We start from the raw sequence: 10,733 nt of genomic DNA on the forward strand, positions 1-10,733 counted from the left end.
AGGAAGCTTATTTGCATGAAGAACGAGTGCGTGAGCTTTATCAAGCACATCATGATCGATTTATCATGCAGCGCAATTATTAATTAAGTATTTTTATCTTAAAAAGGAGGGAAAAATTATGGGATTTTTCAAGGTATTAAAGACAAAACGCTCTATATTGGGAGCGGTGAATGTGGTGACTGCTCCTCGCTGAGGGAGGTGAATAGCCATGACTTTTAACATGTTATTTTTTACAATTACGTTTAAGAAAAGAACGAAAACACTTGCAGAGTATGTAAACGAAGAACGCGTAGATCGCTTACGTGAGAAACATATTGATGCGGTTTATATGCATCGGAAATTCTAATATGGATATGAGAAAGGTGGAGTTGAAATGAGGATGGCAGGATGGATTTTTCAGATAGAAGCAAGAGGTTGTATTTGGGTTAAGAAGGATACCGGCTAACGACGAGTTACTCTCTTCACAAAAATGCCGTATTTTGGATGCAAATTGTTCAAATCTGCAGCAGTTGAAAACTGTTCCTACATGATACCTTAATAGTAAGAAACTAATAAGGGGAGTGTCGGATATGTTTTCAATCGTAATGGGTCTGGTTATAGCAACGGTAATTGGTATTGTCATTTCATCTGAAGTGGCGGTTGACGCGGAGTAAGTATATAAGAAAAAGCTCATGCCAAAAATGCATGAGCTTTTTTGTGTTGAAAACGCTGTTTAAATGTTCTTCACTATAATGATTTTTTCATCGTACAGACACGAACCAGCCTAAATAAGCATAGGTATGAGGGTAAGGTAAGGGCACTCCAAAAAAGCGGGAGGTAGAAGTTATGTCTGGAATACTTGCAGCCGCTGGTTATTTAATTAAGGAGTTCTACTTATTAGTATCCTATGTTAAGAATAATGCCTTTCCCCAGCCGTTATCAGCACAGGATGAAAAGAAATACTTAAAGCTGATGAGTGAAGGGGATGAGCATGCACGAAATCTCCTGATCGAACATAATTTGCGTCTGGTGGCGCACATTGTTAAGAAGTTTGATAATACGGGGGAAGATACAGAGGATTTGATTTCTATCGGAACAATAGGGTTAATAAAGGCGATTGAAAGCTATAGTGACGGCAAGGGTACAAAGCTTGCTACCTATGCGGCCCGATGTATTGAAAATGAGATTCTAATGCATCTAAGAGCCACTAAGAAGACCAAAAAGGATGTTTCTCTGCATGATCCAATCGGTCAGGATAAGGAAGGGAATGAAATCAGTCTGATTGATGTGCTCAAATCGGAGTCGGAGGATGTAATCGATACCATTCAACTAAATATGGAGATTGAAAAGGTTAAAAAGTTCATCGGTATCTTAGATGAACGAGAAAAAGAAGTCATTGTCGGCAGGTTCGGACTTGATTTAAAAAAAGAAAAGACACAGCGTGAAATTGCTAAGGAATTAGGAATTTCTCGGAGCTACGTTTCGCGGATTGAGAAGAGGGCACTGATGAAGATGTTCCATGAGTTTTACCGGGTCGAAAAAGAGAAGAAACGGGAGTCTTGAGAAACATACAAAAAGCATGAGGAGCAGCAGCCTCATGCTTTTTATGATTCTTCTTTTGATTGCAGGGATAATTGGCTTGCTGAAAATAGAATAAAAACGACCAGAATCACTTTGGCGTACGGATTCAATTCCATCCCTCCCGGCAGTAAAAATTTGATGCATAGGAGGATTTAGTATTAGTTTTTGAAATATTCACGCTAAAAAGATATAATAGTAGAAAGTAGGTATAAGGGGGTACATAGATGTCGTATTCATTGACGTGGGATTTAGATGTTTTTTTTGAGGGGGGCAGTTCCTCGCAGGAGTTCAAAGAGTTTTGGAACCAAGTGGAGAAGGATATCTCTGAGTTTGATGGGCTGATTGACAGCTGGCAGGTAAAGTCTGAGGAGAAAGATGGTCAGTTGCTGGTTAGTGCTGTGGAGCGTCTTTCTACTCTTAGGAATGCTCTTTCGCAGGCTGGTGGTTTTGTGAGTTGCTTAGGAGCTCAGGATCTGACTGATACAAAGGCTAGTGAGTGGGAAACAGCTCTTACTACTGGATATGCGGCGTTTGAGAATGTCTTGACAAAAATGGATCAAAAATTGGTTCAGCTGGATGAGTCGTTTTTCCAGAATCTCTTAAAAACTGAACCATTGAACGAGCTATCATACATATTAACTGAACGTCGTGATCAGGCGAAGAATAAGTTGTCTGTGGAAGAAGAGTCGTTAATTAATCAGCTTGCGATAGATGGGTATCATGGCTGGAGCCAGTTGTACGATACGATTGTTGCCACAATCAAAATTCCCTTTAATGGGGAAGAGTTGTCTGTGGGCCAGGCGTCTAATAAGTTTTCAGATGCTGATCCCAAAGTTCGGAAGCAGATTTTCGAAGCTTGGGAACAGGCATGGGGTGAAAAGAGCGAGTTATTTGCCAAAGCTCTAAATCACTTGGCAGGGTTCCGTTTAAGTGTTTATGAAAAACATGGCCGTACAGACATACTGGCTGAACCGCTTGAAATCAATCGTATGCAGAAAAAAACGCTTGATAGTATGTGGGGGGTAATTGCAGATAATAAGGAACCGTTGGTTAAATTCCTTAACCGTAAAGCTGAATTACTTGGAGTAGAACGCTTAAGCTGGGCCGATCTTGATGCCCCAATTGCAGCAACAGGGGAATCCAGCAAAATGACCTATCAAGAAGGTGCTGAGTTCATTACTAAGCAATTTAGTAAATTTGGCAGTGAGCTTGCTTCATTTACACAAAAGGCTTTTGAAGATAGCTGGATTGAAGCAGAAGATCGTCCGAATAAAAGACCAGGCGGATTTTGTACGGGCTTCCCAATCAATGGGCAATCACGGATTTTCATGACGTATTCTGGAACACCATCAAATGTGTCGACACTTGCTCATGAATTGGGTCATGCGTTCCATTCTCACACGCTGAAAGAAACGCATCCATTAAACAGTGGCTATGCAATGAATGTTGCTGAAACAGCTTCAACATTTGCTGAAATGATTGTTGCGGATGCATCGGTGAAGGAAGCAGAAACTGAAAGCGAGAAGTTAGCACTGCTTGAAGATAAAATCCAACGGACAGTAGCATTACTAATGAATATTCATGCACGCTTTTTATTCGAAACCCGTTTTTATGAAGAAAGAAAAACAGGGGTAGTCAGTGTTGCCCGTTTAAATGAATTAATGACGGATGCCCAAAAAGAGGCATATGGAGAAGCACTGAGTGAATATCATCCAGGTTTCTGGTCATCGAAGCTTCACTTCTATATTTCTGATGTGCCGTTCTATAACTTCCCATATACATTTGGTTACTTATTCTCATTGGGCATTTATGAAAAGGCTCTTCAAGAAGGAAAAGGCTTTGAAGAAAAATATATGGCGCTGCTGCGTGATACTGGATCGATGAATGTTGAAGACCTTGCTGCTAAGCATCTTGGAGCGGATCTTTCAGGGCGTACGTTCTGGGAGAATGCCGTGTCAACGTGTCTGAAGGATATTGAGGAATTTTTAGAGATAACGAATCCATTAGTTAAGGAAGCGTAAAAGCATTAAGTGAGCCGCTGGTTTGAAACCAGCGGCTCTTTTGCTTGTTTATACTTTTTTAAAGGTAAAGGAGCTGACCATTAAGATTGACAAGAGAATGATCAGGCAAAGAAAGAACACGGGGTGGGCATGCGGGATAAACAGAAAACTGAACGTGGCTAAACATCCTGCTACTGTAATCGGCATTCCAGTAAAATACCCATTGTTCTCAGAAATATTAAACCTAGCTAAGCGGAAGGCACCGCAGCCAATGTAAAACACGGCAAAAAAGGTACCAGGAGCACCAAATTCTATTAAAAGGCCCTGATATAATAGAAGGGCAGGAGCGACACCAAACGATATGATATCACACATAGAATCGAGCTGTTTACCGAGTTCTGATTCACAGTTAAATTTCCTAGCTGCTATTCCATCGAAACGATCAGCGAGCGCTGCAAGAAAGATCAATAATAAACCCAGGTTTAATTCATTATTTATAATGGCTATAATTGCATATCCGCCAAGGGATAAATTGACTAAGGTAAGTATATTTGCAAATTGGGCTTTCAGTTTTTTAACCGTTTGATCAAGTGCGTGATTAAACAATTGTACCCTCCTTTCATGAAACAAGTTATACTTTGAATAACCTATATTATATAATAATATTTTACGTATTACAGATTATGCAAGTGGTTTTTTTGAATAATTTTACAGATGGTGGTGTTGATTTTGTACCAATCTCTATATAGATTTTTTATTGAATTAACGAATGGACGAATGACTTCAGGAGCATTGAAAAGATTTGCGGATTCTAAATTAAGTAAACCGTTAATTCCTTCATTCGTAAAAGTATTTAATATAAATAAAGAGGAAAGTAAAGAAGAAATCTCATCTTTTAATACGCTGCATGATTTATTTACTCGTACGTTAAAAGAGGGTGCGAGACAAATCACAGAGGATGCTACTGCAGTGGTCAGCCCCGTTGACGGCGTATTTGAAGACATTGGAGAGATTAACGCTGATAAACAAATTGTCGTGAAGGATAAAATTTATTCGATTGAGGAAATGCTAGGGAATACTGAGGCGTTGCCTAAGTATATTGGCGGTACATATATGGTGCTTTATTTAAGTCCGAGCCATTACCACCGCATTCATTCGCCAGTGACTGGCACGGTCAATAATCGGTGGGTACTTGGGCAGAAATCTTATCCCGTTAATCGTTTAGGCATGAAGTACGGACAAGCACCGCTTTCAAAAAATTACCGTCACATTACGGAAATGCAGCATCAATTTGGTCATCTTGCCGTCGTGAAAGTTGGTGCGATGTTTATCAATTCGATCGTCATTACGGAGGAAGCCAAGGAACTAGCAAAGGGTCAGGAGATGGCCTATTTCAGCTTTGGTTCAACGGTTGTGCTTTTATTTGAAGAAGGAACATTTGAACCGCTTCAGGACATACAACTTCCTGCAGAAGTGCGTCTTGGACAAACGCTGGGTCATTTAAGATAAAGGCAAAAAAAAGGGGCCTGATTTAATCAGGCCAGGTTTAAGGGTTAGAAAACCACATTGATTTTATGTGTTAAAGACCTTCTCCGAATTTCGATCTCAATCAAGCTGATAAATTCAATGCTTAGCTTTAGTTTTTGGGCTTTGACGTAGGATTCAATCAACAAATCGTCAGATAGTTTATTCATTTTGACTGCCGATAGCGGCGATTCACCTCCATATATTTATGGAATATTCTTGTATGTGTTGCATATATTGGTACGTTCCCTTTGTTGTATCTTTACTGTATCAGAATTAATCCTGGAGAACAATCGTTCCGGTTATCCACATCTACCCGTGGATAACTTGTGGTTAAGTTGTTTATAAATGGTAATTTTCTATATCAATCAGGGTGGATAATGTGCATAAAGTTATCCACAATTAGGGAAATGCAGTTTTTTGTCGAAACTTTTTCCCTATTAAGCACTATTTATGGTATCATTAAATTTTGCTGAAAATGATATTCCGGTGGGTCTAATTAGGGTATGAAAGGCTCGAAATTACATAATTAGAATACGACAATTTTCCGGACTTTCTTTGAAAAATGATGAAAAATTGGATATGATGGAAGACGATAAATACTCGGAAATATTGGGGTGAGTCTATGTTTAAACAATTTATGCCTAGTGAACATGCAAAAAGCATTCTTGATATAAAGGCTGAGGATTTAAAGGCCAAAGGAATTAAAGGGATTATAACGGATCTCGATAATACGCTTGTAGAGTGGGACCGGCCGTTAGCGACTCCTGAACTGATTGTTTGGTTTGAAGAAATGCGAGCGCACGGAATTTTAGTCACAATTGTTTCGAATAATAAGGAAATAAGGGTTAAGTCCTTCGCAGATCCTCTTCAGATTCCATTTATTTTTGAAGCTCGGAAACCTTTTCGCCGTGCTTTTCACCGTGCTGCGGCTAAAATGGGAATCAATCGTGAGGAAACAGTCGTTATTGGTGACCAGCTGTTAACGGATATACTCGGTGGAAATCGAGGGGGGTATCATACGATTTTGGTTGTCCCTGTGGCTAAAACGGACGGTTTTTGGACGAAAATAAATCGCAAAATTGAACGAAGGATTTTACGTTATTTAAAGCGTAAAGGAATGATAGAATGGGAGGACAACAATTGAGCAACCAAGAAGAAATTTTATGTATTGGCTGTGGTGTACATGTGCAGACCGAAGATCCGAAAGGTTTAGGTTATGCTCCGGCATCGGCATTAGAAAAAGAGTCAATCATTTGTCAGCGCTGCTTTAGACTGAAACATTATAATGAAGTCCAAGACGTATCGTTAACCGATGATGACTTTTTAAAGATTCTTAACAAAGTGGGCGAAACGGATTCATTGATTGTTAAAATCGTTGATATTTTTGATTTCAATGGCAGCTGGCTGCCTGGATTAAACCGTTTTGCAGGAAATAATGATGTATTGTTGATTGGTAATAAAGTCGATTTACTGCCTAAATCAATTAAACATAATCGGTTAATTCATTGGATGAAGCAATCAGCGAGAGAATTGGGATTAAATCCGATTGATGTTCTGCTGGTTAGTGCTGAAAAAGGCAATGGCGTTTCTGAGGCCGCTGAAGCAATTGAGAACTACCGTAAAAACAAAGATGTATATGTAGTAGGCTGTACGAATGTTGGTAAGTCAACATTCATCAACCGCTTAATAAAAGAAGTGAGTGGAGAAGCTGATATTATTACTACTTCTCACTTCCCTGGAACAACACTTGATATCATTGAGATCCCGCTTGATGATGGGACTGCCCTGATCGACACACCAGGTATCATCAATCATCATCAGATGGCTCACTTTGTTGATAAGCGTGATTTAAAGCTGATTACGCCGAAAAAAGAGATTAAACCGAAAGTTTATCAACTCAATGAAGAACAAACCCTTTTCTTCGGTGGACTGGCTCGTCTTGATTATCTAGCAGGTGGAAGACGCTCATTAACTTGTTATATCTCGAATGAATTAGGGATACACCGGACGAAGCTTGAAAAAGCAGATGAGCTTTATAAAAATCATGCTGGTGAGATGTTATATCCGCCGCGCCGTGACCAAATGGACGAGTTTCCAACGATGGTTCGCCATGAATTTTCAATTAAAGAAGGTAAGATGGATATTGTGTTCTCCGGCCTTGGTTGGGTAACTGTTAATGAACCAGGCGCTAAGGTCGCTGCTTATGTGCCGAAGGGTGTAAATGTTATTCTTCGTAAATCATTAATTTAAGGAGATGGTAAGGGAAATGGAACATATCTACGGTGTTATTGGTGATCCCATTGCGCACTCCATGTCCCCTGCAATCCATAATGATGCCTTTCAGGTTGAGAACATTGCTGCTCGATATCATCATTTTCATGTGCTGTCAGAAAACTTGCCGGATGCTATTAAAGGATTGAAGGCTATCGGAGTATCCGGGTTTAATGTCACGGTTCCTCATAAAACGGCCATCATTCCGCTTCTTGATGAAGTGGACGATCTTGCACGAGCAATTGGGGCCGTTAATACGGTTATTTATAAGAATGGGCGACATATAGGGTATAATACAGATGGTGAAGGCTTTTATCGCTCGCTCGTTGATCGATTAGGGACAGAGTTACCGTCGAAAAAAACCTTGATTATTGGTGCAGGGGGAGCGGCAAGAGCCATTTATTTCACATTGGTGAAAGAAGGCGTATCGAATGTTGATATCGCTAATCGGACGCTTGCTCGTGCTGAATTGCTCATTGCTGACTGTCCTTATCCCAAACAATCATCTGCTCTAACGATGTCAGAAGCGGAGCAGTCCCTGGGTGAATATGATTTAATCATTCAGACGACTTCATCTGGAATGAGCCCTGATACGAATGCGATGCCGCTTGACGGCAAACGTTTGAGACAGGATGCCTTTGTAAGTGATGCTATTTACAACCCGCTTGAAACCAAATTTTTGATACAAGCGAAAGCGAACGGCGCTGAGATACAGAACGGCGTTGATATGTTAGTTCATCAAGCTGCGCTTGCTTTTCAGCTGTGGACGGGAATAATGCCGGATACACAAAGAATGAAAGAAATTGTTTTGAACAAATTAGGAGGCTCCACATGTTAACTGGTAAACAAAAACGGTTTTTACGAGCGAATGCTCATGATTTAAACGCAATTTTCCAAGTAGGAAAAGGCGGCGTTAATGACAACTTAATTAAACAAATTCGTGAAGCGCTGGAAGCTCGCGAATTATTGAAAGTCAGCATCCTGCAAAACTGTGAAGAAGATAAGCATGATGTGGCTAAAGCACTCGCAAAGGGAGCAAAAGCTGAATTGGTTCAGTTAATCGGTCTAACGGTCGTTTTATATAAAGAATCAAAAGAAAATAAACAAATTAAATTACCATAAGGAGTTGCCTATGAAAAGGGTAGGTATCCTAGGGGGGACGTTTGATCCGCCCCATATCGGCCATCTAATCATTGCGAATGAAGTCCTGGATGCATTAAACCTAGATGAAATTAGGTTCATGCCCAATCATGTTCCTCCGCATAAACAGAAAACGCAGCAGGTCTCCAATCTGGACAGGCTGTCAATGCTGGAAAATGCCATTAGTGGTCATCCGGGCTTTTTTGTAGAAGATATAGAAATTGAGCGTGAAGGGACATCTTTCACTCTTGATACGGTAAAACTATTAAAAAATCGCGAGCCTGAGGTCGAATTTTATTTTATCATTGGTGCAGATATGATTGCGTATTTGCCTAACTGGCACGGCGTCGATGAATTAATGACGTTGATCTCCTTTATTGGAGTCAAACGGCCAGGGTATGAGGAATCGACCCGCTATCCGATTACGATGGTAGAGATGCCTGAGCTGCATTTATCTTCATCGATGATTAGGAAACGGATCAAAGCGGGCCAGACCACCAAATATCTGCTTCCGGACATTGTGCGGGAGTATATAAAGGAGCATGGTTTGTATGAATCGTGAGGTAGCTTTAGAATTGGTGAAAAAACAATTGACTGAGCGTCGCTACCAGCATACGCTTGGTGTGACTGAATCAGCGATTGAGCTAGCGAATCGTTATGGCGCTGATGTTATAAAGGCAGAGCTTGCTGCCATTTTCCATGATTATGCTAAATTTCGTCCTAAAGAGGAAATGCGCGGAATCATCGTTTCACAAGGTATGGCTTCAACCCTGCTCGATTTTCATAGCGAGCTTTGGCATGCGCCAGTCGGAGCCTATCTCGTTGAAAAAGAAGCCGGAATAACCAATTCTGAGATTCTAGATGCTATCCGTTACCATACCTCAGGCAGAGTCGGAATGACACTGCTTGATAAGATTATTTACTTGGCTGACTATATTGAGCCTGGCCGATTGTTTCCTGGTGTTGATGAAGTACGGGAAACAGCTAAAATCAGCCTAAACCAAGCAGTTATTGAAGCCATGCGTAACACAATCGTTTTTCTAATGAAAAAGAACCAGGCTGTCTATCCTGATACATTCCATTCTTATAACGATTTAATCATGAAGACTAAGGAGAAGATTGAATGACTGAACGTGAACTACTCGTAACCGCAGTAAAAGCTGCTGATGATAAACGTGCTGAGGAAATTGTTGTACTAAATATGAAGGGGATTTCGTTGATATCTGATTATTTCTTAATCTGTCACGGTAACTCCGATAAACAAGTGCAGGCAATTGCCCGCGAACTAAAAAGTAAGGCTGAAGAAAACGGCGTTACAGTTAAACGGATGGAAGGCTTTGATGAAGCAAAATGGATTCTTGTTGACCTTGGTGATGTTATTGCTCATGTATTCCACCGTGATGAAAGAGGCTATTATAAGCTTGAACGCCTTTGGGGCGATGCACCAATTGAAGATTTGAGTGACATGAATCTATGAGTTATGAACGGTTTGCCTATGTCTATGATGACTTGATGAAGGATGCTCCATACGAGAAGTGGCTCGAACTGCTTCTTGCAAAAATGGAGCAATATAACGTCGATGGCAAACACGTGCTCGACTTGGCCTGTGGGACGGGAGAATTCACCGTTGAACTTGCAAAGCATGGCTTTACCGTTGCTGGAGTAGATTTGTCCGAGGAAATGCTTGCAATGGCAAATGAAAAGGCTGCTGATGCTGGACTTTCTCTCTCTTTCTTTCAGCAAAACATGGCTGAACTTGAGGGTCTGGGCACCTATGATACAGTCACGCTATTTTGTGATTCGCTCAATTACCTTCGCGAAGAAGATGATGTTGCTAAAACGTTTGCTGGTGTGTATACCCATCTCCGCGAAGATGGACTTTTCCTCTTCGATGTTCATTCTGTTTATAAAATGGAAAAGGTTTTTGCCAATCAAACCTTCGCCTTAGCAGATGATGAAGTATCGTATATTTGGGAATGCTTCCCTGGCGAAGAAGAACACAGCGTTGAACATGAACTAAGCTTTTTCGTTCGTGATGAGGAAAGCGGTACGTATGACCGTTTTGATGAGTTCCATTATCAGCGGACCTATCAAGCCTCCCATTACCGCTCCTTACTAGAAGCAGCCGGTTTTGAGGTGCTTGAACTTCTATCTGATCTTGAGGACGAACCCATACACGCAGAAACCGAGCGCATTTTGTTTGTTGCAAGAAAAAAATAAGTTAAGCAAAAAGGG

14 protein-coding genes are annotated in these 10,733 nt (G+C 40.7%); 12 read left to right on the top strand and 2 right to left on the bottom strand.

All coding sequences use genetic code 11. The annotated features are described in order from the left end of the window. Positions 1-208 precede the first annotated feature (208 nt). The 3 genes from AC52RT_RS17905 to AC52RT_RS17915 all read left to right on the top strand — a co-directional run bounded on the left by AC52RT_RS17905 (position 209) and on the right by AC52RT_RS17915 (position 3,581). Complete coding sequence (locus tag AC52RT_RS17905; RefSeq protein WP_081704803.1) at positions 209-346, top strand: YrzI family small protein; 138 nt, start codon at positions 209-211, stop codon at positions 344-346. Between the two features lie 479 nt (positions 347-825). Next, on the top strand, positions 826-1,542 hold the full coding sequence (sigK, locus tag AC52RT_RS17910; RefSeq protein ID WP_495542006.1) for an RNA polymerase sporulation sigma factor SigK: 717 nt from the start codon (positions 826-828) through the stop codon (positions 1,540-1,542). Positions 1,543-1,784: 242 nt separating this feature from the next. Continuing rightward, positions 1,785-3,581 carry a M3 family oligoendopeptidase gene (locus AC52RT_RS17915; RefSeq protein WP_495542007.1) on the top strand — a complete coding sequence of 599 codons (1,797 nt, stop codon included), beginning with the start codon at positions 1,785-1,787 and terminating at the stop codon, positions 3,579-3,581. A gap of 48 nt (positions 3,582-3,629) precedes the next feature. Here the strand turns inward: AC52RT_RS17915 and pssA are convergent, their stop codons facing one another. After that, positions 3,630-4,166 carry a CDP-diacylglycerol--serine O-phosphatidyltransferase gene (pssA, locus tag AC52RT_RS17920; RefSeq protein ID WP_495542008.1) on the bottom strand — a complete coding sequence of 179 codons (537 nt, stop codon included), beginning with the start codon at positions 4,164-4,166 and terminating at the stop codon, positions 3,630-3,632. Between the two features lie 123 nt (positions 4,167-4,289). Between pssA and AC52RT_RS17925 the strand changes: the two genes are divergently transcribed. Next, entirely contained in the window at positions 4,290-5,069 is a 780-nt protein-coding gene (locus AC52RT_RS17925) for a phosphatidylserine decarboxylase (RefSeq protein WP_495542016.1), read from the top strand. Positions 5,070-5,113: 44 nt separating this feature from the next. Here AC52RT_RS17925 and AC52RT_RS17930 read toward each other — a convergent pair whose 3' ends face one another. Further along, a complete protein-coding gene (locus AC52RT_RS17930; protein ID WP_495542009.1) occupies positions 5,114-5,254 on the bottom strand; it encodes a sporulation histidine kinase inhibitor Sda in 141 nt (46 codons plus the stop codon). A gap of 455 nt (positions 5,255-5,709) precedes the next feature. Between AC52RT_RS17930 and AC52RT_RS17935 the strand changes: the two genes are divergently transcribed. Genes AC52RT_RS17935 through AC52RT_RS17970 form a run of 8 tightly spaced genes read left to right on the top strand, consistent with a single transcriptional unit; the run spans position 5,710 to position 10,718 of the window. After that, entirely contained in the window at positions 5,710-6,231 is a 522-nt protein-coding gene (locus AC52RT_RS17935; RefSeq protein WP_495542010.1) for a YqeG family HAD IIIA-type phosphatase, read from the top strand. Continuing rightward, complete coding sequence (yqeH, locus tag AC52RT_RS17940) at positions 6,213-7,337, top strand: ribosome biogenesis GTPase YqeH (RefSeq protein ID WP_340846510.1); 1,125 nt, start codon at positions 6,213-6,215, stop codon at positions 7,335-7,337. The genes AC52RT_RS17935 and yqeH overlap by 19 nt, the downstream gene beginning before the upstream one ends. A gap of 16 nt (positions 7,338-7,353) precedes the next feature. Continuing rightward, positions 7,354-8,196, top strand: coding sequence for a shikimate dehydrogenase (gene aroE, locus AC52RT_RS17945; RefSeq protein WP_495542011.1), 843 nt, complete (start codon positions 7,354-7,356; stop codon positions 8,194-8,196). Next, a complete protein-coding gene (gene yhbY / locus AC52RT_RS17950) occupies positions 8,190-8,480 on the top strand; it encodes a ribosome assembly RNA-binding protein YhbY (RefSeq protein WP_495542012.1) in 291 nt (96 codons plus the stop codon). Before aroE ends, yhbY begins: the two co-directional genes overlap by 7 nt. Positions 8,481-8,490: 10 nt before the next feature. Further along, positions 8,491-9,060 (top strand): nicotinate-nucleotide adenylyltransferase, encoded by a 570-nt coding sequence (locus AC52RT_RS17955; protein ID WP_495542013.1) that lies wholly within the window; start codon positions 8,491-8,493, stop codon positions 9,058-9,060. Continuing rightward, positions 9,050-9,625: a bis(5'-nucleosyl)-tetraphosphatase (symmetrical) YqeK gene (gene yqeK, locus AC52RT_RS17960; RefSeq protein ID WP_495542014.1), complete on the top strand. Its 576-nt coding sequence runs from the start codon at positions 9,050-9,052 to the stop codon at positions 9,623-9,625. Before AC52RT_RS17955 ends, yqeK begins: the two co-directional genes overlap by 11 nt. Beyond that, positions 9,622-9,975 carry a ribosome silencing factor gene (rsfS, locus tag AC52RT_RS17965; RefSeq protein ID WP_040373871.1) on the top strand — a complete coding sequence of 118 codons (354 nt, stop codon included), beginning with the start codon at positions 9,622-9,624 and terminating at the stop codon, positions 9,973-9,975. The genes yqeK and rsfS overlap by 4 nt, the downstream gene beginning before the upstream one ends. After that, positions 9,972-10,718, top strand: coding sequence for a class I SAM-dependent DNA methyltransferase (locus AC52RT_RS17970; RefSeq protein ID WP_495542015.1), 747 nt, complete (start codon positions 9,972-9,974; stop codon positions 10,716-10,718). The genes rsfS and AC52RT_RS17970 overlap by 4 nt, the downstream gene beginning before the upstream one ends. Positions 10,719-10,733 lie beyond the last annotated feature (15 nt).

The organism is Peribacillus sp., assembly GCF_059453735.1.